This is a genomic window from Saccharothrix sp. ST-888 (genome assembly GCF_000955975.1).
GTDB lineage: Bacteria > Actinomycetota > Actinomycetes > Streptomycetales > Streptomycetaceae > Kitasatospora.
The window spans coordinates 79,640-101,529 of record NZ_JYJF01000005.1; the positions used below are offsets into that span (position 1 = coordinate 79,640).

At 71.4% G+C, this 21,890-nt stretch carries 22 protein-coding genes, 2 pseudogenes and 1 riboswitch; of the genes and pseudogenes, 12 read left to right on the forward strand and 12 right to left on the reverse strand.

The window, feature by feature from the left end:
• On the forward strand, positions 1-849 hold the full coding sequence (locus UK12_RS04310) for an SDR family NAD(P)-dependent oxidoreductase (protein ID WP_045299649.1): 849 nt from the start codon (positions 1-3) through the stop codon (positions 847-849).
• 55 nt (positions 850-904) lie between these two features.
• On the opposite strand, the gene UK12_RS04315 is transcribed toward UK12_RS04310, so the two are convergent.
• A complete protein-coding gene (locus tag UK12_RS04315; RefSeq protein ID WP_045299651.1) occupies positions 905-1,717 on the reverse strand; it encodes an SAM-dependent methyltransferase in 813 nt (270 codons plus the stop codon).
• Between the two features lie 387 nt (positions 1,718-2,104).
• Between UK12_RS04315 and UK12_RS04320 the strand changes: the two genes are divergently transcribed.
• The gene (locus tag UK12_RS04320) at positions 2,105-2,731 is read left to right on the forward strand and encodes a sigma factor-like helix-turn-helix DNA-binding protein (protein ID WP_052681520.1); all 627 of its coding nucleotides are present in this window, start codon (positions 2,105-2,107) and stop codon (positions 2,729-2,731) included.
• Entirely contained in the window at positions 2,728-3,447 is a 720-nt protein-coding gene (locus UK12_RS04325) for a hypothetical protein (protein ID WP_197084549.1), read from the forward strand. Before UK12_RS04320 ends, UK12_RS04325 begins: the two co-directional genes overlap by 4 nt.
• A gap of 73 nt (positions 3,448-3,520) precedes the next feature.
• Here the strand turns inward: UK12_RS04325 and metE are convergent, their stop codons facing one another.
• Entirely contained in the window at positions 3,521-5,845 is a 2,325-nt protein-coding gene (metE, locus tag UK12_RS04330) for a 5-methyltetrahydropteroyltriglutamate--homocysteine S-methyltransferase (RefSeq protein ID WP_045299653.1), read from the reverse strand.
• Between the two features lie 166 nt (positions 5,846-6,011).
• Positions 6,012-6,238: riboswitch (cobalamin riboswitch) on the reverse strand.
• A 196-nt stretch (positions 6,239-6,434) separates the two neighbouring features.
• On the opposite strand from metE, the gene UK12_RS04335 reads away from it, so the two are divergent.
• A complete protein-coding gene (locus UK12_RS04335; RefSeq protein WP_045299655.1) occupies positions 6,435-6,800 on the forward strand; it encodes a hypothetical protein in 366 nt (121 codons plus the stop codon).
• Positions 6,801-6,834: 34 nt separating this feature from the next.
• Here UK12_RS04335 and UK12_RS04340 read toward each other — a convergent pair whose 3' ends face one another.
• The 4 genes from UK12_RS04340 to UK12_RS04355 all read right to left on the reverse strand — a co-directional run bounded on the left by UK12_RS04340 (position 6,835) and on the right by UK12_RS04355 (position 12,125).
• Positions 6,835-7,854, reverse strand: coding sequence for a DUF1259 domain-containing protein (locus UK12_RS04340; protein ID WP_231591033.1), 1,020 nt, complete (start codon positions 7,852-7,854; stop codon positions 6,835-6,837).
• A 194-nt stretch (positions 7,855-8,048) separates the two neighbouring features.
• Positions 8,049-9,104: a type III polyketide synthase gene (locus UK12_RS04345; protein WP_045299660.1), complete on the reverse strand. Its 1,056-nt coding sequence runs from the start codon at positions 9,102-9,104 to the stop codon at positions 8,049-8,051.
• Between the two features lie 337 nt (positions 9,105-9,441).
• A complete protein-coding gene (locus UK12_RS04350; RefSeq protein WP_045299661.1) occupies positions 9,442-10,647 on the reverse strand; it encodes a cytochrome P450 in 1,206 nt (401 codons plus the stop codon).
• Positions 10,648-11,102: 455 nt separating this feature from the next.
• Positions 11,103-12,125, reverse strand: coding sequence for an alcohol dehydrogenase (locus UK12_RS04355; protein WP_045299662.1), 1,023 nt, complete (start codon positions 12,123-12,125; stop codon positions 11,103-11,105).
• 23 nt (positions 12,126-12,148) lie between these two features.
• Between UK12_RS04355 and UK12_RS39375 the strand changes: the two genes are divergently transcribed.
• On the forward strand, positions 12,149-12,295 hold the full coding sequence (locus UK12_RS39375; protein ID WP_156178525.1) for a hypothetical protein: 147 nt from the start codon (positions 12,149-12,151) through the stop codon (positions 12,293-12,295).
• Here UK12_RS39375 and UK12_RS04360 read toward each other — a convergent pair.
• The gene (locus UK12_RS04360) at positions 12,277-12,663 is read right to left on the reverse strand and encodes a hypothetical protein (RefSeq protein ID WP_045299663.1); all 387 of its coding nucleotides are present in this window, start codon (positions 12,661-12,663) and stop codon (positions 12,277-12,279) included. The two genes, UK12_RS39375 and UK12_RS04360, sit on opposite strands and share 19 nt — an antisense overlap.
• A 207-nt stretch (positions 12,664-12,870) precedes the next feature.
• On the reverse strand, positions 12,871-13,560 hold the full coding sequence (locus tag UK12_RS04365) for an SDR family NAD(P)-dependent oxidoreductase (RefSeq protein ID WP_045299664.1): 690 nt from the start codon (positions 13,558-13,560) through the stop codon (positions 12,871-12,873).
• 59 nt (positions 13,561-13,619) lie between these two features.
• Here UK12_RS04365 and UK12_RS39380 point away from each other — a divergent pair, with 59 nt between their 5' ends.
• Positions 13,620-13,787, forward strand: coding sequence for a hypothetical protein (locus UK12_RS39380; protein ID WP_156178526.1), 168 nt, complete (start codon positions 13,620-13,622; stop codon positions 13,785-13,787).
• A gap of 127 nt (positions 13,788-13,914) precedes the next feature.
• On the opposite strand, the gene UK12_RS04370 is transcribed toward UK12_RS39380, so the two are convergent.
• The gene (locus tag UK12_RS04370; protein WP_231591034.1) at positions 13,915-14,994 is read right to left on the reverse strand and encodes a pentapeptide repeat-containing protein; all 1,080 of its coding nucleotides are present in this window, start codon (positions 14,992-14,994) and stop codon (positions 13,915-13,917) included.
• 251 nt (positions 14,995-15,245) lie between these two features.
• Here UK12_RS04370 and UK12_RS39385 point away from each other — a divergent pair, with 251 nt between their 5' ends.
• A complete protein-coding gene (locus tag UK12_RS39385) occupies positions 15,246-15,395 on the forward strand; it encodes a hypothetical protein (protein ID WP_156178527.1) in 150 nt (49 codons plus the stop codon).
• Between the two features lie 149 nt (positions 15,396-15,544).
• On the opposite strand, the gene UK12_RS04375 is transcribed toward UK12_RS39385, so the two are convergent.
• Positions 15,545-15,889 (reverse strand): hypothetical protein, encoded by a 345-nt coding sequence (locus UK12_RS04375; protein ID WP_045299665.1) that lies wholly within the window; start codon positions 15,887-15,889, stop codon positions 15,545-15,547.
• Between the two features lie 219 nt (positions 15,890-16,108).
• Between UK12_RS04375 and UK12_RS39390 the strand changes: the two genes are divergently transcribed.
• Positions 16,109-16,552 carry a hypothetical protein gene (locus UK12_RS39390; protein WP_156178528.1) on the forward strand — a complete coding sequence of 148 codons (444 nt, stop codon included), beginning with the start codon at positions 16,109-16,111 and terminating at the stop codon, positions 16,550-16,552.
• A 26-nt stretch (positions 16,553-16,578) separates the two neighbouring features.
• Here the strand turns inward: UK12_RS39390 and UK12_RS44935 are convergent.
• Positions 16,579-16,668 (reverse strand): annotated as a pseudogene (locus tag UK12_RS44935) (SCO2400 family protein); the annotation flags it as partial.
• A gap of 350 nt (positions 16,669-17,018) precedes the next feature.
• Here UK12_RS44935 and UK12_RS04385 point away from each other — a divergent pair.
• Positions 17,019-17,378, forward strand: a complete 360-nt coding sequence (locus tag UK12_RS04385) for a UBP-type zinc finger domain-containing protein (RefSeq protein WP_045299668.1) — start codon at positions 17,019-17,021, stop codon at positions 17,376-17,378.
• A 34-nt stretch (positions 17,379-17,412) separates the two neighbouring features.
• On the opposite strand, the gene UK12_RS04390 is transcribed toward UK12_RS04385, so the two are convergent.
• Positions 17,413-18,357 carry a DUF5996 family protein gene (locus UK12_RS04390; protein ID WP_045299670.1) on the reverse strand — a complete coding sequence of 315 codons (945 nt, stop codon included), beginning with the start codon at positions 18,355-18,357 and terminating at the stop codon, positions 17,413-17,415.
• Positions 18,358-18,769: 412 nt separating this feature from the next.
• Here UK12_RS04390 and UK12_RS04395 point away from each other — a divergent pair, with 412 nt between their 5' ends.
• The 3 genes and pseudogenes from UK12_RS04395 to UK12_RS37460 form a co-directional block, all read left to right on the forward strand.
• A complete protein-coding gene (locus UK12_RS04395) occupies positions 18,770-20,545 on the forward strand; it encodes an MOSC and FAD-binding oxidoreductase domain-containing protein (protein WP_045299672.1) in 1,776 nt (591 codons plus the stop codon).
• Between the two features lie 324 nt (positions 20,546-20,869).
• Entirely contained in the window at positions 20,870-21,157 is a 288-nt protein-coding gene (locus UK12_RS04400; RefSeq protein ID WP_197084551.1) for a hypothetical protein, read from the forward strand.
• Between the two features lie 74 nt (positions 21,158-21,231).
• Positions 21,232-21,615: pseudogene (locus UK12_RS37460) on the forward strand (transposase); the annotation flags it as partial.
• Positions 21,616-21,890 lie beyond the last annotated feature (275 nt).

Sequence of the window (21,890 nt, forward strand, 5' to 3'; positions counted from 1 at the left end):
ATGACAGACACCAGGACCGTTCTGATCACAGGCTGTTCCTCCGGCATGGGCCGGCAGGCCGCGCTCGCGCTGCACCGGCTCGGCCACCGCGTGTACGCCACCGCCCGCAGGCCCGAGACGCTCGCCGACCTGGCGGCCCAGGGCATCGAGACCCTGCCGCTGGACGTCACCGACGAGCGGTCGATGGCCGAGGCCGTCGCCCGGGTCGAGCAGGCGCACGGGAGCGTGGACGTGCTGATAAACAACGCCGCCTACGGGCTGCACCTCCCGGTGGAGTCGGCGACGCCGGAGGAGGTGCGGGCGCAGTTCGACACCAATGTCTTCGGCGTGGTGCGGATGGCCCAGTTGGTGCTGCCGGGGATGCGGCGGGCGGGACGCGGCCGGATCGTCAACATCTCCTCGATGGCCGGCCGCTTCTCCCCGCCCGGCGGCGCCTTCTACCACGCGAGCAAGCACGCGGTGGAGGCGATCAGCGACTCGCTGCGGCTGGAGGTGGCACCGTTCGGCGTCGAGGTGGTCGTGGTCCAACCCGGCCCGACCATCACGGAGTTCAGCAGCACGGCGGTCGGCACCATGCACGGCGGGGCGACCACCGGGGATCCGTACGGGAGCTTCCGCGCCGAACTCGCCGACATGTACGCCAACAAGTCCTTCACCCGCCGCAACGGCGCGGTGCCCGCGGAGACGGCGACCAGGGCCATCGTCCGCGCGGCCACCGTCCACCGGCCCCGGGCCCGCTACGCGATCGGTGCCCTCGCCCGCGCCACGATGATCGCCAAGCGCCTGCTGCCGGACGCCGCCTTCGACGCCCTCATGCGCCGCAGCTTCCCGCTGCCCTCGGCCGGCTGAACCGGCCCGCGTCGATCCCCCCGGGCGGCGGACCGGCCGTGAGCCGGGTTCTCCGTCAGCGTTTCAGGGCGACGGCCGCGTAGGCCGAGGCGTGTGCGTCGGCGACCAGCGGGTCGGGGCGTCCTCCGTCGGGTCGCCAGCGGTGGGTCGCCACGATGCCCGGGGGGAGGAGGTCCAGACCTTCGAGGAACAGGGCGAGTTCCGCCTTGGTCCGCATCTGGACGGCGGTCCCGGCTGCCGCATAGATCCGGGAGATCCGCTCGGCCTCCTCGGGAGCGAAGTCGGGACTGCCGTGGCTGATGACCAGCGCGCTCCCGGGCGCCAGGGCCGCCAGGAGCTGCCGGACGACCCCCAGGGCGCCCTGGCTGTCGGGGATGAAGTGCAGTATCGCGTTGAGGCTGAGGGCGACGGGCTGGTCCAGGTCGATGTTCTGCTGCACTTCCGGGGCCTTGAGGATGGACTCCGGATCGGTGATGTCGGCCTGGAGGTAGGCCGTTCGCCCCTCGGGCGTGCTGCGCAGCAGGGCCTGGGCGTGGGCGAGCACGATGGGGTCGTTGTCCGCGTAGACGACGCGGGCGCTGGGCTGGCACCGCTGGGCCACCTCGTGGAGGTTGGGTGAGGTGGGGATGCCGGTGCCGATGTCGAGGAACTGGCGGATGCCGGCTTCGGCCAGCCAGCGGGTGGAGCGGTGCATGAAGTCCCGGTTGACCCGCGCGGCCCGCTCCGCCCACGGGAAGACCGCCATGACCTGGCCGGCGGCTTCCCGGTCGGCGGCGAAGTTGGTCGTGCCGCCGAGGTAGTAGTCGTACATCCGGGCCGAGTGCGCGCGGTGCAGTTCGAGATTCACCTCGGTGTCGTCCCTGCCCATCAAGTCCCCCCAAGTCGTCGGGGCCGCCACGCCGGGCCGCGCCCCGCGCCGCCGGCGCGCACGCCGGTGGCGCGCCGGGGGCTGTGGCTTGCGCAGATCCTGCCCAGAGCCGGCGGGCGGTAATCGACCGCCCGGCCGACGGACGGGCAACCGGCCGCACAGCGCACCCCTTCGGGACCACTCTGCGTGGTCAAGTCGACTGCTCGATGGGCCAGATGACTACTCAACAGACCGATGAGTAGTCATACTACTACCGTCGGTTGCCACTTCTCTGGTCTGCTTGCACCGCAGGCCCCGGCGCGCGCTGCCATGGTCCCGTGGAACCACGGGTTCTCCGGCGCCGACGGCCACCGGCGGTGCGGCATCCGGTACGGGAGGGCAGGGGACATGGCGTTCGACAGCGATGCGCCGCCGGGGTCCGGCGGGCACCCGGCAGAGGAGGGCCTGAGCGGCGCCGACGAGGCGGCGCTGGAGGGCTTCCGGTTGCGGGTGACCTTCGAGGCGTTCTGCGTCACGCACCAGTGTGCGTGGACCGGGTTCGCCCGCACCCAGGTCGGCACCGAGCAGGACGCCGCCGCCGTGGTCGACGCGATGAAGGAGCACCTGGCGCGCAACTGGGCGCTCGCCCTGCGCCAGGAGATCCTCGCCGCCTATGCCTGGCGGCTGCTCAAGGAGCACATCGCGGACCGGCTCGCCGCAGCGGGCGACCTGCGCCCGGCTCTGGTCCAGGCCGCGGCCTTCGACGCCGTCGTCCGCCACTTCCGGCACCGGACCCGGATCCGCCTGGAGACCCTGCCCGAGCAGATCGGCCTGTTCGCCGCGATCCTGGAGCTCCCCGAACGCCAGCACGACGTCGTCGTCCTCAAGTACTGCCTGGACCTGGACGATGAGAAGATCGCCGAGTACCTCGGCACACCACTGGCGACGCTGCGGTCCAACCTCCGCCATGCCCGGCGGCGGCTGGCCCGGACCTTGGGCCGGCCGGAGCTCGCCGACATGAGGGGAGAGCAGTGAGCCCCCACTCCGGACGAGACCGCGACCTGGTCCAGTGGCTGCACGGCTACCGCTCGGCACTGGGCGGCGTCACTCCCCCGAGTCCCAGGACCGGCACCGGGGCTCGGGTGTTCACCGGACCGCCGAGCATGCCGCCGGCGGGGGCCGACCTCGTCACGGCGGCCCCCGCCCGGTTCCCCTCCGCGCACGAACAGGCGGCTCACGAACTCGCCCTCGCCACCGCGTTGATCCTCAACGCCCCGCAGGCCTCCCACACCCTCGGCCTGCTGGTCAACAGCAACCGGATCCATCCCGAGGGCGCCGTCGTCTTCGCCGGCCTGCTCTTCCTCACCGGGCGCGAGGACGCGGCCCAGTTCTGGTGGCAGTTCGCCGCCGGATCCGGCAACAACACCGCCGCCTACTGCCTGCACCTGTACCACCTGCAGCTGGGCGAGACCCGGGACGCCGCCTACTGGCGCGGCCAGGCCGAGCAGTTGGCCACCCGTCCCCCCGCCGTCCGGCGCCGCAGCGTGCACTCCCCCGTGCCGCTGCTCCCCGACGACGTCCGCCTGGACATCCTCGCCCGCTGCCACCAGGGCCTGTGCCCGCGCCTGCCGGTCGCACTGGAGTCGGTCATCAACCGCCTCGTCGTCGACAGTGACGACGACGACTTCGGCGAGATCCCGCAACCCTGCCGCCGCCTGGTCGACGAACTGGCCACCCCCCGCCCGAACTGACGCACCACAGAGCGGGTTCCGGGTACCCCGGGGTCGGGCGCGGCCCGGCGGGCCCGACCCCGGGTGCCCCGGCTCAGCCGGTCGGGGAGTCCGCCAGCTCCTGCCGGACCTGCCGGGCCGCAGCGACCAGGTGCTCCAGGGAGTTACGGGTCTCGGGCCAACCCCGGGTCTTCAGGCCGCAGTCGGGGTTGACCCACAACCGCCCGGCCGGGATCGCGCCGAGTCCCTTCCGCAGCAGTGCCACCGCCTCCGCCGTGCTCGGCACGCGCGGCGAGTGGATGTCGTACACCCCCGGGCCGACCTCGCGCGGATAGCCGGCCCCAGCCAGCTCGTGGGCGACCTGCATGTGCGAACGGGCCGCCTCCAGGGAGATCACGTCCGCGTCCAACTCGTCGATGGCGACCATGATCTCGCCGAACTCGGCGTAGCACATGTGGGTGTGGATCTGGGTGTCCGCGCGCACCCCGGAGGTGGAGAGGCGGAAGGACTCGGTGGCCCAGTCGAGGTAGCCGGGCCGGTCGGCGGCGCGCAGCGGCAGGGTCTCGCGCAGCGCCGGTTCGTCGACCTGGATCACGGCCGCGCCCGCCGCCTCCAGGTCGGTGACCTCGTCGCGCAGGGCGAGGGCGACCTGGCGGGCGGTGTCACCGATGGGCTGGTCGTCGCGGACGAAGGACCAGGCGAGCATGGTGACCGGGCCGGTGAGCATGCCCTTGACCGGACGGTCCGTCAGGTCCTGGGCGTAGCGGTACCAGTCCACGGTCATCGGGTGGGGCCGCGAGATGTCGCCCGCCAGCACCGGCGGGCGGACGTAGCGGGTGCCGTACGACTGCACCCAGCCGTGCTGGGTGGCCAGGTAGCCGGTGAGCTGCTCGGCGAAGTACTGGACCATGTCGTTGCGTTCGGGCTCGCCGTGGACCAGGACGTCCAGGCCCGCCTTCTCCTGGTAGGCGATGACCTCGCGGACCTCGGCGCGCATCCGGTCCTGGTAGGTGCCGTCGTCGATGCGTCCGGCCCGCAGGTCGGCGCGGGCGGTGCGCAGTTCGGTGGTCTGCGGGAAGGAGCCGATGGTGGTGGTCGGCAGCAGCGGCAGGTCGAGCCGGGCGCGCTGGGCGACGGCCCGCTCGGGGTAGGCCTGGGCCCGGCGGGCGTCCTCGGCGGCGGTGGCGGCGGCCCTGGCCCGGACGGCCGGGTCGTGGGTGAGCGCGGACGCGGCGCGGGAGGCCAGGCCCGCGCGGTTGGCGGCGAGTTCGGCGCCGATCGCGAAGGTGCCCTCGCGCAAGCCGCGGGCCAGGGTGGTGATCTCGGTGGTCTTCTGCCGGGCGAAGGCGAGCCAGCGGGCGACCTGCGGGTCGAGGTCGCGTTCGGCGGTGGCGTCGAGCGGGACGTGCAGCAGGGAGCAGGACGCGGCGACGTCGACCCGGCCGGCCAGACCGAGCAGGGTGGCGAGGGTGGCCAGCGACTTCTCCAGGTCGTTGATCCAGATGTTGCGGCCGTCCACCACCCCGGCCACCAGCCGCTTGCCGGGCAGCCCGCCGACCGAGGCGAGGTCGGCGAGATTCGCCGCCCCGGGGCCGGTGAAGTCCAGGCCGACGCCCTCGATCGGGGCCTTGGCCAGCACCGGGAGCGCCTCGCCGGCCCGGTCGAAGTAGGTGGCGACCAGGATCTTGGGCCGGTCGGTGAGCACGCCGAGTTCACGGTAGACCCGGGCGGCGGTGTTCAGTTCGGCCTGCGTGCGGTCCTGGACCAGGGCGGGCTCGTCCAGCTGGACCCACTCCGCGCCCGCCGCGCGCAGGTCGGAGAGGAGTTCCGCGTAGACGGGCAGCAGGCGGTCGAGCAGGGTGACCGGTTGGAAGTCGGCAGCCACGCCGGGGGCGGGCTTGGCCAGCAGCAGATAGGTGAGCGGGCCGAGCAGCACCGGACGGGCGGTGTGGCCGAGGGCGACGGCCTCGCGGAGCTCGCCGACCAGTTTGGCGGGATTGGCCGCGAACACCGTGTCAGGGCCCAACTCCGGCACCAGATAGTGGTAGTTGGTGTCGAACCACTTGGTCATCTCCAGCGGTGCGGCCTCCTGGGTGCCGCGGGCCATCGCGAAGTAGCCGTCCAGCGGGTCGGCTTCGACGGCGGCCCGGTGCCGGGCCGGGATCGCGCCGAGGGCCACGGTGGCGTCCAGCACGTGGTCGTACAGCGAGAAGTCCCCGGCAGGGACCTCCCGGATGCCCGCGTCGGCCAGCCGCCGCCAGGTGTCACGGCGCAGCCCTGCGGCGGTGGCGTGCAGGGACTCGGCAGTGACCCGGCCCGCCCAGTAGCCCTCGATCGCCTTCTTCAGCTCCCGGCCGGCGCCCTGCCTGGGGTAGCCGTAGACGGTGGCCTGCGGGGTGGTGGTGGAACTCGTTGCCACGGAACTCTCCTTCGCGAGTCGCGGTGCGATCCCGGGAGAGCACGGGGGCGCGAAGGAACGACAGTCGGGGCGCGGCACCATGCGTGTGCCCGCCCGCTCAGCCGACCTTCCCCCAGCCTTCGGCCGGGAGGTGCGCCCATCGAGGTCACCGAGATCACCGCATGCGGGGTGCACGCGGGCAGCGGCAGGTCTTCGGACTCATGGGCACGTCGGACACCCGATGGCTGTCCGGCACCTACTGGCCGTCGCTTCCCGGACCCTGGTCGGGTCCAGTGCATGTGACGGCGGTCGTTCCCACTCACCGCTGCGGGGCAGTCCCGGATTCCCACCGGGTTCCCTCTTGCGACGCACCTGCCTGGCTGGCAGGGCGAACCGACTGCGAGGCCCACCCTAGGCCCACGAGCACCCCGCTGTCAGTGATCGTCTGCAGATCGGACGGCGTTCCGGACGGACCGGTGGGACCGAGCGACCGCAGCTTTCCGGCCCACGGCGTCGACATGGGCCGGAAAGCCACTGCCCACGACCTTCACGACACGTTAGTAATACTTCTACACCCACCGGCGCATGATCTGAGAGGGAGTCACCGCCCATGACCCGTCTGCGTACCGCCTGTCTGGCCGTCGGCCTCGCCACCGCCGCCCTCGGCCTGGCGGTGTCCCCCGCCCAGGCTGCTCCCGGCGATGTCACCAATGTCTGCGCAAGCACGCTCACCCCGAGCGGATTCGTCGACGTCCAGTGGTGGAACAGCTCCGGCTGCGGCTCCGGCTTCGAACCGAACATGAAGCAGATCAAGCAGCTCACCGGCCTCCCGGTCGGCACCGTGGTGAACGCCTGCGCCTCGACCTACCAGCCTGCCGGCTGGGTCCAGGTGAGCTCGTACTACAGCAGCAGCTGCCGCTACTCGGCTGTCCCCAGCTTCAACAACAACGCCTGGCAGCTCAGGCGCGTCTCCTGAACCGGGCCCGCCCGGCCGGGGGGGCGGAGCGGTCCTAGCCGTCCCCCTTCAGCGGAGAGGGCTTCACGTTGGTGGCGGCGAGCGCGGGGCGGACCGCCTTGGCCAGCGTGACGGCATCGCCGACGGCCCAGATGTGGGTGAAGAACAGCCGCGGTTCGTCCGTCAACCCGTGGTTGTGGAGTTCGACGAGCTCGATCCCGCCTCGCCGCAGCGCCGTGAGCGCCTTCTGGACCTCGTCGGCGACCATGACGAGGTCTCCGCTCAGCGCGGCCCGCCCGCCTCCCAGCGGCTGGAAGTTGAAGGCCGAGGTGGCGCCCAGACCGGCGGGCAGGGCGTGGCCCTCGTCGATGATGGTCTCCCGGCGAACGAAGACACTGGTATAGACCTCACCGCTGTTCGCGCCACTGGCACCCAGCGCGGCGTCGATGCCGGCCGTGTCCAGATCGAGGGGCTTGATCGCAGCGGGCGCGACCGGAGGCGGGGTACCGGTGCGATCGAGCGCCGTGCGCAGACCCTGGGCCAGCGACCCGGCGTCGTGGCCGTGCGCGCAGACGTGGGTCCACCAGAGGTCGGGGCTCTGCGTCGGCAGGTGCTTGTGGATGGCGGTCTGCGCGATGCCCTGGGCCTGCAGGGCGTCGGTCATGCCCTGCAACTCGCTCTCGGTCACCACCAGATCACCCATCATCAGCGTGCCGCCGTCGCTGTACCGGGCGAAGGACACGTGCGAGCCCAGGGCCAGCCCCGGCGAGACGGTGACGCCGCGGGAGACGACGTTGAGGTCCCCGCGTGGGAACGGCGTGTGGTGGTAGGTCCCGCGGATCAGGGTGCCCGTCCGGCCCAGTGCCTGCACGACCTCCTTCCAGTCCGCCTCGCCGGTGGGCACCGGCTTGTACGGTTCCGCCTTGCCCACGTCGTCGGCCGTGGTCCGCGAGGAGCACGCGGTGGCCGCCCCGAGGCCGGCCAGCATCGGCACCAGCCCGGCCGCGCCCAACAGCCGCCGGCGCGCCACACCGGCCCGCGCACGGCCCTCCTGATACCCCTGTCCAGTCGTCACACGCACACCTCCAGGGCCCGATGCAAACACAGGAACGGGCTCCGGCGTCGTAGCCACGGCGCGCCGGGGACCGGTGATCAACCGGATCGGTCGGCAGGGTGCCGACCGGGCGTCGGCGGGCACCGCCGGGATCGGCCGCCGAGTGGGGCCGACCCCGGCTGTGCCCGCCGGTGTCCTGAGTGGTGCCTCGGTCGTCAGTCCTGTGGCGCCGTCCAGGTGCCCAGGGAGATCTCGGCGGTGATGCCCGGGCCGAAGCCGGCCATCAGCCCCTGGTGGCCGTCAAGGGCCGACTGTTCGTCGAACATCCGGGCCAGGGCGTCGAGCACGACCGCGCTGGCGATGTTGCCGTACTCGGTGAGCGTCGCCCGGCTGAACCGGAAGGCCTCGGGCGGCACTTCGAGGAAGTGGCTCAGGTCGTCCAGGATCCGAGGACCGCCCGCGTGGACGATGTAGAAGTCGAGCTTGCCCACGTTCCACTGGTGTTCCTCCGCCACCGCGCGCAGGGCCGGGCTGAGGGGCTCCATCGTCCCCGGGACCCGCTTGTCGAGCTGGAAGTGGAAACCGGTGGAGCGGACCGCGTAGGAGATCCAGTCCTCGGTGTGCGGGATGAGGTACGACGCGTTGCGCTCCAGCCGGATCCCGGTGCCGCCCTCCGCCCGGACCACCGCGGCGGCGATCCCGTCGCCGAACAGGCCGTTGGAGAGCAGCGATCCCACGCCCAGATCGGTGGGCTGGTAGCACAGCGAGCAGAACTCGCAGGCCACGATCAGTACGTTGGCGTCGGGGTACGCGGTGCAGAAGTCGTGGGCCCGGTTGACGGCGGCACCGCCCGCCGCACAGCCGAGTTGGGCGATCGGCAGCTGCCGGGTCTCCGACCGGAAACCCATCTCGTTGATCAGCCAGGCCGTCAGCGACGGCATCATGAAGCCGGTACAGGACACATATATGATCAAGTCGATCTGCTGCGGCTCCAGTTCGGCCTGGTCCAGTGCCCGGGACACCACCGCCGGGACGCGGGCCTTGGACTCCGCCTCGTAGACGGCGCTCCGGGCATCCAGCCCCGGGTGTTTCAGGACCGTCTCGATGGGTTGGATCAGATGCCGTTTCCGTACTCCGGTGTGCTCGATCAGACGCAGCGCCAGGTCCAGTTGCGGATGGTCGCGGTGCAGTCTCCGGGCCAGTTCGAGGGTGTCCTCGTTGGTGATGATGTGGTCGGGGACGGCTATCGCCGGTTTGCACAGAACTGCCATGGGATCTCCTCCTGACACACGGTGGTCCCGGTGCGACCCTGTCAGGGTCCGGGATTCACCAGTCGGCGGCAGCCGCTGCGGGCCGGACGCGCGGAGGTGGCGCGGCGGGGGTCTCGTGAGAGGGGAGCAGACGGGCAGACCGTTGAGGATCGGGTGCTCGCTGTGCGGGCGGACGCGCCGCTCGCGAGTCGGTTCTGGCCAGCTCAGCCCAATGTACGGGAGGCGGCCCACCCCCGCATGTCGACCCATGGCTCCCGGCTGCGCCGACCCGGCCGGGGCAACCGGCCGGGTCGGCGTCAGCTGCGGAGCGTCCTGTGCGCGGCGGCGGAGCCGACCGTCACCAGGCCACCGGCAGGGCGAGCGGATAGCGCCAGATCGACGAGGTGTTCCACTGCACCTCTTCGGCGGGCTTTGCCAGCGTGAGCCGGGGGAAGCGCTCCAGGAGCATGCCGAGGGCGACTTCGAGCTCGGTGGCGGCGAGCGGTGCGCCGAGACAGTGGTGCCCGCCCCAGCCGAAGGTCATGTGCGAGGGGGTGGTGCGGTCCAGATCCAGCTCGTCGGGCCGGTCGAACTTGCGGCCGTCGCGGTTGGCCGTCAGGTAGGAGACGTGCACGATGTCGCCCGCGCGGATCTTCACCCCGCTCAGCTCGACGTCCTCGGTGGCCACCCGCGGGATGCCGACACCCTTGCGGAAGGGGATGAAGCGCAGCAGCTCGTTGATCGCCTGCGGGAGCAGCTCGGGCGTCTCGCGCAGCCGGGCGAGCACGTCGGGCCGGGTGAGCAGGGTGTAGGCGAGGTTCCCGATCTCGTACGTCGTGGTGTCCTGACCGGTGATCAGCAGGACCATGGCCATCACGGTCAGTTCCTGCTCGTCGAGGATCTCCGCTCCGTCCCGGGCCGTCGCCAGTGCGCTGATCAGATCCTCACCGGGGTTCCTGCGCCGCTGCGCCGTCAGCTCGGCGAAGTACGCGCGCAGGTCGGCCTTGGCCCGTACCGCGTCGGCCCGGTTGTCCGCGCCGACGTCCATCATCGTCCGGGCGTGGGCGCGCAGCTGCGAGCGGTCGGCGTCGGGGATCTCCAGGACCTCGCAGATCGTGATCAGGGGCAGCGGTCCGGCCAGGTGCTCCATCAGATCGGCCGGGGTGCCGTGCTCCGCCATCCGGTCCAGCAGCTCGCCCACCACATGCCGGGTCCGCAGCTGCATACGCTCGATGTGGGCGGGTGCGAAGCCCTTGGACACCAGGCTCCGCAGCCGGCTGCTGGCCGGCGGGTCCATCACGTTGATCGCCTCGGCCTGGACGATCGGCTCGGGGGTCATCCGCGGGAAGTCGCGGCCGATGACGGCGCTCCGGCTGAAACGCCGGTCGGTCGTCACCGTGCGTACATCGTCGTAGCCGGTGACCAGCCAGGCCTCACCCTCGCCGTAGGGCAGACGGATGCGGGCGACTGGTTCGTCGTTCAGAAGCTGCCTGAGTGTCGGGTCGAAATCGAGGGCCTCCGCGAAGTCGAAGGGGCAGTTTCGAGCGCTGGAGCCGGTGGGCATACGGATCTCCGGGTCTGGGCGGTGGGGGCTGGATCGGAGCCCGGCGGGGTGGACGGGACACCGGTACCCGATCGGCCGTCGGCGCACACCGGACGGGGCCCGGATGCGCCGGTAATTCATCCGAGCCGATCAGTGCACCGGCGACCACCGCACCGCGCGGGTCGGACCGGGCGCCCGGGAGGGCGATGCGACGGTGGTACGCACAGGCGTGAGGTCGTCACGATGAGCCCCGGTCGACGGCGTGGAGCGGGCGCCCTGTCAACCCGTTCGAAATCTCCGCCCGCCGTCGGAAACCACCCCGAGGAGGGTTCGGCACGACCCCCAGACGGCGTGCCCCTGACGGACCCCATGCGCGCCCTCGTCGACCCTGGTACGGGCGCGGACCGGCGAACCGACAGCCCCGCCGGGAAGGTGATTTCGGCGGGGACGGGGGCAGGGCGGGTGGACCCGCCACCTCAGCCGGTGGTGAGCACCATCCGGAAGCGGGCGGCACCGGAGAGCATCTTCCGGTACGCCTCGGTGGTCTGGTCGAGCGGCATGATCTCGGTCATCGGGCGGATCCCGTGCAGGGCGCTGAACGCCAGGGTGTCCTGCACGTCCTGCGCGGTACCGGCCGGGTGGCCGCGGACGATCCTGCCGCGCATCAGCAGCGTGCCCGGGCTGATTGCCATCGGCTCGGCGGCCGCACCGATGACCACCAGCTCGCCGCGGTGGGACAGCCCGTCGACGGTCGCCGTGATGGCCTCGGAGTTGGCGGCGGTGGCCAGGACGACCTTGGCGCCGCCGAGGGCCTGCAACGCGTCCGCGACACCGGTGCCCGCCGTGCTGTCGATGTAGTGGTGCGCACCGAGCTCCCCGGCGAAGTCCGCCTTGTCGACGCCACGCGCGATGGCCACGGTCTCGAAGCCCATCGCGGCCGCGTACATCACCCCCAGGTGGCCCAGGCCACCGATACCGAGTACCGCGACCAGGTCGCCCGGCCGTGCGGAGCTGCGCCGCAGCCCGTTGAACACGGTCACCCCCGCGCAGGCCATCGGGCCCGCCTCGGTCGCGGCCAGCCCATCGGGGATCCGGGCCAGGGCACCGCTCGGCACGATCACCGCCTCGGCGAAGCCGCCGTCGTACGACCATCCGGGGACCTGGAGGTTCTCGCACACGATGAAGTCGCCCTGCCGGCAGGGCGTGCAGTGGCCGCAGCTTCCGCCGAACCAGCCGACCGCCACCCGGTCTCCCACCTGCCACACGTTCTGCGTTCCCTCACCGAGCTCCTCGATGCGCCCGGCGATCTCGTGCCCGGGAACCACGGGGAACCGGACGCCCGGCAGCGCGGCGTCGACGAAGAGGGAGTCACTGTGACAGATCCCGCAGGCCTCCACGGCAACCCGTACGTGGCCGGGGCCCGGCTGCGCCACCTCACGCTCGACGATCTCGAACGGCTCACCGGCAGCGGCCACCTGGGCAACTCGATAAGTGCTCATCTGGACTTCTCCCAAGTACTGGCGTGACGGGCTCCCGGCACCAGCAGACCAGCTCCGATCCGATCCCGCGCGCCGAGGCCGAACGCGCGAACCCCCGCTCTCGAAACCACGGCATCAGTGCCTCGGGCAAGGTCGTCAACGCCCGCCGCCCCTACGTCCCGGCCGCCTGACGGACCGTACAGACCCCAGCCGCCGGGGTGTCGCGGAGGTGGCATGCGGCCAGAATGAACCAGTTGTACGGCTTCCTGCTCCGCTCGCGGAACTGCGCCCGTTCTTCCCCGTCGAGGGCCTCGTACTGGTGCTCTTTCCAGGGGGTGTCGAGCCTTCCCTCGCCGAAGACCTGCTCGGGCCGGGCACCGGGGTAGTGGGCGAGGTCGTGAAGCTCGTTCGCCAGGCCCCGGTAGCCGTCGTCGATCTCGACTATCGCCTTGGGGTGGAGCCGGAGTTGCCCGGCGACGCCCTCGGTGCACATCGCGGTCTGGTCGTGCATCCGACCCGGCCCCCGCCTGACGTTGCCGCGCGCCACCGTGCCGCTCATCGAGCGCTGATTCCTGCCGAACCGGTCAGGAGTCTGCCAACTCTTCGATCAAATCGTCGAGATGTGCACGCGGGACGGCGCAGAAGCCAGGATGGGCCAAGGCCGCACGGGCCCATTTCTTGGTCACGCTCGAAGAACCTGTGCGGCCGTCGTCACGTCACGGCCCTGGCCGAGCGGCATCGTGGACCGCGTCCTGAACGTCGTCGCCTACCAGGGGATTGGGCCCGCCGCGTCGAAGTAGCCGCCGGTCGGGCCGTCCGGCCCCAGCTGAGCCATCCGAACGATGATCTCGGCGCCCTGCTCGACGGTCTGCGTGCCCTCGTGCCGGTTCAGGTCCGTCGCGGTGTAGCCGGGCTCCACGGCGTTGATCCGCATCCGCGGGAACGCCTTGGCGAACTGCACGGTGAGCATGTTGACCGCGGTCTTGGAGGCCGGGTAGGCGACCCCCGGGTACCCCTTGCCGGCCTGGGCCAGCGAGGCGGTGCCGCTGCTGACATTGACCACCACCGGGGCGGCGGAGCGTTCCAGCAGCGGCAGGAAGGCGTGGGTCGCCCGGACCAGGCCGAAGACGTTGGTCTCGAACACCTCCCGCATCACGTCGGCGGTCAGCTCCGCGGCGCCGATGATGTCGCCCCCCGGTGACCGCACCTCGATTCCGGCGTTGTTGACCAGGACGTCCAGGCCACCAGCGGCCTCAATGGTGGCGACCGCGGCGGCGACCGACGCGTCGTCGGTGACATCGAGGTGTACGAACCGGGCGCCGAGCTCGGACGCGGCAGCCGTGCCCCGGGCGGTGTTGCGCGCTCCCAGGTAGACGGTGTGCCCCTCGGCGAGCAGGCGGCGGGCGGTCTCGTGGCCGAGGCCCTTGTTGGCCCCGGTGATTAAGGTTGTCGTCATGGGGCACAGCTTCCCTCCGGAATGATGCGATCGGCCAGTGGTTTACGACGCGGTCCGCGATGCTGCTCGACCAGGGCGCCGAGGCCCATCGTGCGATCGCTTCACCGGTCTCGGACCGCTCCGCCCGTCGGCCGACCCGCCGTAAGCCGAGCGCCGAGCTGGTGCTCGCCTGGCAGACGGCCTTGCTGAGCACCCACCAGCCGACCCGTCAGGCCGGCACGTCCTGACCACAATCGCGGACCGAGTCGTCAGGGTGCGTACCGAATCGTGATCAATCTTCGGGTTTCCCCTCGCTCCGAGGCCTGACCACGGACCTCACCCGGACCACCACCTGATCACAGCCCGATACGTACTCTAGACCGAGCGAAGCGGCCGGACGTTCCGTGCGAGTGCGGCGGCCGGCAGCAGGATGTTCGGCTCGTCGCCCGGGTCCTCGGCCAGGACGACGCCGGCCGCCTGAAGGTCGAAGCCCGGCGGCCAGACCGTGAAGTCGCTTGCCAGCGCGCCCTGCAACTTCGCCTGTGCCAGGTCGGCACCGGTGAGGTCGGCTCCCCGAAGGTCGGCCAGCCGAAGGTCCGCGCCGGTGAACCTGGTCCCGTGGGCCCGTGCCTTGCGCAGGTTCGCCTCCCGCAGGTCGGCCTCGGAGAAATCGGCGTCGCGAAGGTCGGCCCTGACCATCCGGGCTCCGCGCAGGTCGGCTTCGATGCAGCGGCACCGGTGGAGAATCGACGTCCCGAGCTCCACATACCGCATGTTGGCCGCGATCAGCGATGCCCTGGTCAGGTTGGCCTGGTAGATGCTCGCTGCTTCCAGGCAGGCCCCATCGAAGTTGATGTTGTTCAGCCACAGTCCGTCGCAGTCGGCGCGGCGCAGGTCGGAGTAGCTGACGTTGAGCCAGTCGGGACGGCGGCCCTGACACAGGACGCCGAGGCCGGTGAGCGCCACCTGGGCATCCGCAGCGCGGGTCTCCAGCGGCGGCACGGAGTTGATGGAGACTTCGACAGACGGGGGCTCCGCCCCTTGTGGAGGCCATGGCAGATGGGTCCGAAGGAACGCGGCCATGATCGAGATGACCGCCTCCCGGTCGTGAGCCGAGTGGTCCGCTATCCGCCACAACGCGTAGAGACCACCGATCCGCACGTCCGGCTTCTCACTGCCGAGTTGGTCGATCGCCCGGCCGAAGCGGTCGGTGATGTGGCCCTCCCGGGTGGCGTTCAAGTTCTCCTGACCGACCCTCAACTGCCGCCAGGTGGCGTATGCACCGAAGAGGACGACGGCGCCACCGACCGCCTGCAGAAGCGTCGTTCGGACGCTGTTCACCGCCCCGAGCCGCTCGGAGACCTCGATCCGGGCACCCGCGAGATCGTGGTCGACCACCAGCCCCGGCAGCACCACGACCAGGACGACCAGCGCGGCGAGCAGGGCCAGCACCACCACCGCGATCAGAGCAGTACGGACCCGACGACTCCGAGGTCCGGCAGGTATGCGGCGTCCATGAGCAGATCCCCCCGTATCCATACCCAGATCATCGCAGGCGGGCCGGACCCGGTGCACCCATCCGGCAAGAGCATCAGCGCACCGGGCGATCGGGCACACCGGGATGGTCGGGCCGCTGCGAAACACCCTCTGACGGCCGGTCGGCAGCGGCACGGCATGGCCACCCGGTCGTTCTGCATCACGCCCGGGTGTTCACGTTCGACCCGAGCGCCGAAGAACTCACCTGCATATCCGGTGAGTTCGAGCACCTTTCCGAGGTCAAGGGTCTGAGCGTGCATCCCCGAGACGGACGGATCGCCGTGCTGAAGAACGGCGTCCCCGGCGGGATACACCCCTGACGTCATCCGACGTAGCCGCCTCGCTTGGGCCCCGCGGCCCGTTTCTGGCGAGGTCACCGGTGTCCCACCGCCGGAAGCTGCTCGACGGCCGGTTCGAACACCCTCAACGGCTGGCGGTGGTCGGCCGGTTCAGGGCCTGCGGTGAGCCGTCAGGACTGGTGGGCGTCCTCGGCTGGGCGCAGTTGGGCCAGCTCCGCCTCAAGTGCCTCGATCCGGGCCTCAAGTTGGTGCTTGTCCCGTACGGCGTCCGCGTAGCCCTCCTTGTGGCGCTTGGCGATGTGGCTGAGGGTGTCGACGCGGTCGGCGAAGGCGTCCCGTTCGGCGGCGATCGGTTGGACGATGTGCTCGGCTACGGTGGCCGCGATCCAGTCGGCCCAGTTGCTGATGTGCTGGGTGCCTCCGGGGCCGTGGAGTTGGGCGTCCTGCAGACCACTGAGCATGGCGGGGCGAATGGTGTCGGCGATCCGCTGGGCAAGGGCGGTCTGCTCGCTCACGGCGTCTCCTTCTTCAGTGGTCGGACGGGCCGGCCGTCACAGTCGACGGTCTCCTCCGCACCATTGTGAAGGCCGAGGCGGTCGTCGTGTCCGCCGGCTGCGGGCACGGGGCCCGGGTCCTCCGCGCGTACGACGGTCGCCGGGGACGCTCGCCGGGCGGCGGAGAAGGCGCAGACGGCGGGGAGCGGCCCGGCTCAGCTGCACCAGAAGATGAAGTGCGTGCAGGTCGGCGACGGCGACGGCGCGGGTTTCGTCGGGCGAGGGGACGTGGACGGCTTCGGTCCGGTCGTCGAGGAGGCGGTCGCTGCCGAGGCGGTGGGGACGGGTGCCGAGCTGGACGGGGAGCCACTCGGCCGTGGGTGGGCTCTGGACCTGGTCGCGCCGGCCGACGGCGAGGTACTGGGGGCGATCGGCGACGGAGTGGGCGGCGCCGTCTGGAGGGCCGCGTCCGGTCCGTGGTCCTCGGCGGCGGGCGTGGGGGCCGGTCCGGGCGGCCCGCCGGACTGCGGCGGGGTCAGCGCCAGCACGCCCGCGCCGCCGAGGACCAGGGCCACGGCCGTAGCGGCGAGCACCCGTCCGCGGCGCCGGGATCTGCGTCTGCTGCGCCGGTTGCGGCGGGCCCCGGCCGACCTGGGCGGCGGCCCGGTGACGGAGCCCGGGTAGTCGGCCGGTCCGGGCGTGGATCCGGCGAAGGGGGCCTCGGCGGAGGCCGGCGCACCGCAGCCCGGACAGGACAGCGCACCGTTGAGGTGGCGGCGGCAGGGTGCGCAGTAGTCCATCGTCGTCTTTCCGTGCTCTGTGCTCTGTTCGGTGCGTTTCGGCGCTCTGTTCGCCGCTCTGTCTCGCGCCTCGGACGCGATCGGCGTCCAGGAGACAGTAGGCACGCCACCCGATCGACCGACAGGTGCCAGATGTGAGGCTTTGGGAGAGACCCCATGGTGGTGGCAGCGCTCCCCGGTGAGGATCCGAGCGGACGAACACACGAAAAGCCGGTCGGGCACACCGGAGCAGCGGCCATGTGCTGGTTACGCTGCACGTAGTTCCCGACGATCTCGGCAGGGCCTTCGGACCGCCGTGACACCGGGAGCGCACGACGCCTGCCCACCGTCTCAGCAGAGAGACCAGTCTCATGGCGCACGACGAGATCCCGGGAATCGATCCCACCGCACAGCCGAGTGGCGACGGCTGCCTGGAGTGCCTGGCCGCCGACGGACCGGGGTGGTGGCTGCACCTGCGGCGCTGCGCCGCGTGCGGCCGGATCGGGTGCTGCGACTCCTCGCCCTCGCAGCACGCCACCAACCATGCCAGAACGGCCGGACACCCCCTCCTGGCCAGCTTCGAACCCGGCGAGGCCTGGTTCTGGAACGTGGAGACCGAGGAGTACTACGAGGGACCGCCGCCGGCCCCGCCCACGGCGCACCCGGCCTCGCAGCCGACCCCGGGCCCGCTCGGCAAGGTCCCCGCCGACTGGGAGCTGCGCCTGCACTGACCTGCCCTGGCCTGCTCGGCGCGGCCGGTCCTGCTCAGGGCGGCGGGGCCGCCAGACACGGGTCGGTGATTCCTCCGGGGCAGGCCGACGCGGCGACGTCCCAGCCTGCGCGGACGGCTCCGGCCTGGTACGCGCTCTCGTAGAAGGCGATCACGGCCGCTCGCGGGTCGGCCTCGGCGCGCGCCGCGTCGTACCGCAGCACCGCGAGGTGGCTGCCGTTGCGGACGAGCCACTCCGCGGACGCGGGCGTGAGAGGATCGTCGGCCAGTTTCGCCGGCTCGGGAGCCGTGTAGGAGTAGAAGGCCGGCTCGCCGAAGGCGGCGTCGCCGAACCAGAACCCGAAGCTGACCACCTCCCGGGAGTACGCCTCCCTGGTCACCGGGTCCACCTGCGGCGGCTGGTCGACGACGCGCGGGGAGAACCAGGTGCTGGCGATGTCGAAGGTGTGCCAGAAGTGGTGGACCGGGCTGACCTTCCCCGAGAAGCGCGCCGTGAACTCCTCCAGGACCAGCGCCACTTGGCTGAGCACCTGCCAGTAGCGGTTCGCCCAGGCGGGGTCGTAGCTCGCGTGCTCGAAGTCCTCGGCGAACGGCCGGTCGGCATCGGGCAGGTCGAAGGGCCTCGGGATGGCGATCTCGACCCGGACGCCCAGCGCTCCGAGCGCGTTCAGCAGCTCCCGGTGGAACGAGGCCACGGACTGGCCGAGCAGCGGGAAGGAGACCGTCCCGCCGTCCACCGTTGCGACGACCAGTCGGTGGGCGACGAAGTCGAAGTCGATGGTGAAGATCGGATTGCCGTCGACCTGGCCCATCGGCCGTGTGGTGATGCCGCGTCCGGTCAGGTGGAACGGGACGTTCCACCAGTGATTGCGCCGCACGCTCGCCGCGAGGCGGACCTTGCCCACGATCTGGGCGAAGCGGTGCAGCGTCTCCTTGGTGTCACGCCACTCGGCGAGCGGCATCGGCGGGAACAGCTCCACGGTGCCTCCCTATCCCGGCCGTCCGGTGCAGTCCCATGATGACCACGCGGGACGGGTACGGCACCTTCGCCGAAGCCCGGAACGGCGGTGCTCGGATCCGCAGCACCGGACGGACGCCTCCGCCGACTGCCCCGGCGGCGACACCTGCGGACGGCCAACACCCCTGCCACCGCAGCGCGTTCTCCCGTACGCTGGTTCCGGAGCGGTGGTTCGCCCCGGGCACTCGCACGCGGATCCGGGACCCGGGCGGGCCGGTCCTTCCAGCAGGGCTACGGCGGCGCCCCCGCGAGGATCAGCCCCGGAAACCCGGACTGCGGCAGCCGGGTTGCGAGGCGTGCGGGAGGTATTAGCGTGGCAGGCGGGACGTCGTCGCCCCAACGGGTGAGACGTCGCCCGGACGGGAGATGGGCCGATGGCCACGCTGATCGCCGTCAACGTCGGTCTGCCGAAGGACGTCGCCTGGCGGGGCAGGACCACGCACACCGGCGTCTGGAAGCAGCCCGTCACCGGCCCCCGGATGGTCCGGCGACTGAATGTGGAAGGCGACGGCCAGGGCGACCTGGCCGGGCACGGCGGTGAGCAGCGCGCCGTACTGGTCTACCAGCTCGACTCCTACCGCTACTGGCAGCAGCAACTCGGGCGGGACGACTTCGTGCTGGGCCAGTTCGGCGAGAACTTCACCGTGGACGGGCTGTCCGACGACGAGGTGTGCATCGGGGACCGCTATCGGATCGGGAGTGCGGTCTTCGAGGTGACTCAGCCGCGCGTGACCTGCTACCGCGTGGGCCTGCGGATGGGGGAACCGCAGATGGCCGCCCTGCTGGTGTCCCACGGCCGGCCGGGGTTCTACCTCCGCGTCATCGACGAAGGGCTGGTGGAGGCCGGCGAGGAGATCGTCAGGATCTCCTCCGGCCCGGAGAAGATGACCGTCGCCGAGATGGATGCGCTGCTCTACCGCCCTGGACGCTCCCGACCGCAACTCGAGCGTGCGCTGCGCATCCCGGCGCTCAGCCCCGGCTGGCAGACCTCGCTGCGGGCCCTGCTGGACAGCGAGATCCGTGCAGGCGGCGCGGCAGCCGGAAATGTCGGGCTGACCGCAGCGGCGGGCAGCCCGCCACCCGCGTGGCCCGGGTTCCGTCCGCTCAGGGTCACCCGGATCGGAGCCGAGAGCGCGGGCATCTTCTCGCTGAGTCTGGCCTCGACCGACGGCCGGCCCCTTCCACCGGGACTGGCCGGCCAGTTTCTCACGCTGCGGCTGCGGCCGGAGGCCGGGGGTGCGCCGTTGATCCGCAGCTACTCGCTGTCCGGGCGACCAGGCGCCGCGGAGTACCGGATCAGCGTGAAACAGGAGCCGCACGGCGCCGCCAGCACCCACCTGCACCAACACGTCAAGGTGGGTGACCTGCTCGAAGTCGCCGCGCCGCGGGGCACGTTCGTCCTGGCGGACGGCGATGCGCCGGTCGTCCTGCTGTCCGCCGGTGTCGGCGCCACCCCGGTACTGGCCATGCTGCACGCCCTCGCCGACGCGCGCTCCCCGCGTGAGGTGTGGTGGCTGCACGGAGCCCGGGACGGCGACAGCCATCCCTTCGCCGAGGAGGTACGTGGCCTGCTGGCCCGGCTGCCGGCCGGGCGGTCGCACATCGCGTTCAGCAGTCCCCGCAGCGATGACCGCCCGGGCGTCGACTACACGGCGGCGGAACGGCTCTCCGCGCAGCAGATCCACGACCTCGGCCTGCCCCGGGACGCGGACGCCTACATCTGCGGTCCGGCCGCGTTCATGCAGGACATGACGAGTGCCCTCCAGGCCCACGGCCTGGCATCCACCCGCATCCACACCGAGACCTTCGGGGCGGTGTCCGCCATCACGCCCGGTGTGCTCCCCACTCCGGTCCGACCGCCGCACCTGCCCGCCCACCCTCCCGGGGAGGAGCCGGGCCCGACCGTCTCGTTCGCCCGCAGCGGCCTCAGCCTGCCGTGGCATCCCGGCTACGGGACCCTGCTCGAACTCGCCGAGGCGTGCGACGTACCCAGCCGGTGGTCCTGTCGCACCGGCGTCTGTCACACCTGCGAGACCACCGTGCTGTCGGGACGGGTCGACTACGCCCCGGAGCCCGTCGATGCACCGGCCGAGGGCAACGCCCTCGTCTGCTGCTCACGGCCCTCGACGGACCTCGTGCTGGACATGTGACGACGGCCCGGCCCCGCTGCGGGACGGACGGCACAACCTTCGCAGCCTTCGCCGATTCGCAGGAAGCGGTTCGCAGAAGCTGGCATCCGTCCACCGGCGACGGCACGTCCGGAGCCTGTCAGAGTCGGTGACGCGGCCGGGCGACGTCCATCGGACAGCCCGAACCACCAGGCGGAGCGGCCCTGGTGGCCGGCTGTCCGGGCGCCGGTGGTGAAGTTGCCGACTTGTGCTCCCGCCCTGGCGTCCTGCTGACAGCCCATTACGTTCCTGACCACGCTGCACCGCGTCATCGGAGCAGTCGTTTTCGATGTCGGCGAGTGCCTGGTGGACGAGACCCGCGAGTACGGGACCTGGACGGACTGGCTCGGGGTGCCCCGGCACACGTTCGTTGCCCAGTTCGGCGCTGTGATCGCTGAGGGCCGCGACTACCGCGAGACGTCCCAGGTGTTCCGCCCCGGCTTCGACCTGTACGAGGAGCGGGAGAAGCGCGCCGCCGCCGGGCAGCCGGAGTGGTTCGGTGAGGACGACTTCCACCCGGACGTCCGGGAGCAATGCTCAGGACTTGTGGATCGGCTCCGGGAGGGCATGCGGAGGGCGTACCTTCCCGAATGATCCTTTGATGGCCTCCGAGTAGGCCCGCGTTGCAGCGCGGGTCGGGAAGGCACGCCCGTGCTCAGCGTAGTCACCGCCGCATCGATGAGGAGACCGGGGAGCATAAGCGGTTCTCCTCCGAGATCCTTCCGCCGTGGTGCCGCAAGTCGCCGAAGGTCAGCGAGGTACTCCCGCTGCTCTACCTGCACGGCCTGTCGTCCGGCGACTTCGTGCCCGCACCGGAGCAGTTCCTCGGCAGCGCGGCCGGCCTGCCGTCGGCGACCGTGACCCGGCTGACCAGGCAGTGGCAGGATGATCACGCCGTCTTCCAAGTCCGGGACCTGTCGGACCGCGACTTTGTCTACGTGTGGCCCGACGGGGTCACCAAGGTCACCCGCGGCGCCGGCAGCCCGGGCCGCGGCTCTTGCGATGGTGTTCAAGCTCGTCGAGTCCGCCCAGACCCGCTGGCGCGCAATTAGCGGCGCTCACCTGGTTCCTCTCGTCCGCGCGGGTACCCGGTTCGAGAACGGTGTCCTGATCGAGCGCCAGGAGCAGGCCGCATGTACGTCCACGACACCCTGCGAGAGCCGGACGAGCACGTCCGCTTCGCGGCCTACCTCGACGAGCTGCGACATGTCGCTGAAGCGGACGAGGTCGTCTTGCCTCAGTAACAGAAGGTGCGGCCTACGGCCGCGCAAACCTTGGCAGCTCGCTGCGCTCGCGCGCGACGGCGTTCGGGAGCTCCCGCCCGCCG

Bases quoted from the DNA above. Each gene is read 5' to 3' on its own strand.
- UK12_RS04320 (WP_052681520.1), top strand. From the start codon at position 2,105: ATGGCGTTCGACAGCGATGCGCCGCCGGGGTCCGGCGGGCACCCGGCA.
- UK12_RS04395 (WP_045299672.1), top strand. From the start codon at position 18,770: ATGGCCACGCTGATCGCCGTCAACGTCGGTCTGCCGAAGGACGTCGCC.
- UK12_RS04335 (WP_045299655.1), top strand. From the start codon at position 6,435: ATGACCCGTCTGCGTACCGCCTGTCTGGCCGTCGGCCTCGCCACCGCC.
- UK12_RS39380 (WP_156178526.1), top strand. From the start codon at position 13,620: ATGCTGCTCGACCAGGGCGCCGAGGCCCATCGTGCGATCGCTTCACCG.
- UK12_RS04310 (WP_045299649.1), top strand. From the start codon at position 1: ATGACAGACACCAGGACCGTTCTGATCACAGGCTGTTCCTCCGGCATG.
- UK12_RS04355 (WP_045299662.1), bottom strand. From the start codon at position 12,125: ATGAGCACTTATCGAGTTGCCCAGGTGGCCGCTGCCGGTGAGCCGTTC.
- UK12_RS04345 (WP_045299660.1), bottom strand. From the start codon at position 9,104: ATGGCAGTTCTGTGCAAACCGGCGATAGCCGTCCCCGACCACATCATC.
- UK12_RS04350 (WP_045299661.1), bottom strand. From the start codon at position 10,647: ATGCCCACCGGCTCCAGCGCTCGAAACTGCCCCTTCGACTTCGCGGAG.
- UK12_RS04365 (WP_045299664.1), bottom strand. From the start codon at position 13,560: ATGACGACAACCTTAATCACCGGGGCCAACAAGGGCCTCGGCCACGAG.
- UK12_RS04385 (WP_045299668.1), top strand. From the start codon at position 17,019: ATGGCGCACGACGAGATCCCGGGAATCGATCCCACCGCACAGCCGAGT.
- UK12_RS04360 (WP_045299663.1), bottom strand. From the start codon at position 12,663: ATGAGCGGCACGGTGGCGCGCGGCAACGTCAGGCGGGGGCCGGGTCGG.
- UK12_RS04315 (WP_045299651.1), bottom strand. From the start codon at position 1,717: ATGGGCAGGGACGACACCGAGGTGAATCTCGAACTGCACCGCGCGCAC.